Here is a 216-nt window from a genome sequence, read left to right on the forward strand (position 1 = left end):
GTAACGCCATTATTAAGGTAGTTTGAAACCCATTTATTGACACTGCCGCGCGCTGTATTTAGCCGCTTAGCAATATTCGTTCTGTTTTCACCCTCAAAGAATAATGAAACAGCAAGCAGGCGTATTCGCTTTCTCGCATTAGGCTCTTTACGTGATAAAGCTAAAAGTTGCTTGGATTTTTCTAAGTTCAATTTAGTAAAAGTAGATAAGTATCAG

Annotated in this window: 1 protein-coding gene; it reads right to left on the reverse strand. The window is 38.0% G+C overall.

Going from position 1 to position 216, the window contains the following annotated elements; genetic code table 11:
- Window positions 1–191, reverse strand: a 191-nt coding sequence (locus tag H5200_RS24575; protein WP_182762936.1) for a helix-turn-helix domain-containing protein, incomplete at its 3' end; no start/stop codon positions are given.
- Window positions 192–216 lie beyond the last annotated feature (25 nt).

The sequence above is a fragment of the Pseudoalteromonas sp. SG43-7 genome, from assembly GCF_014164295.1.
Lineage (GTDB): Bacteria > Pseudomonadota > Gammaproteobacteria > Enterobacterales > Alteromonadaceae > Pseudoalteromonas > Pseudoalteromonas rhizosphaerae.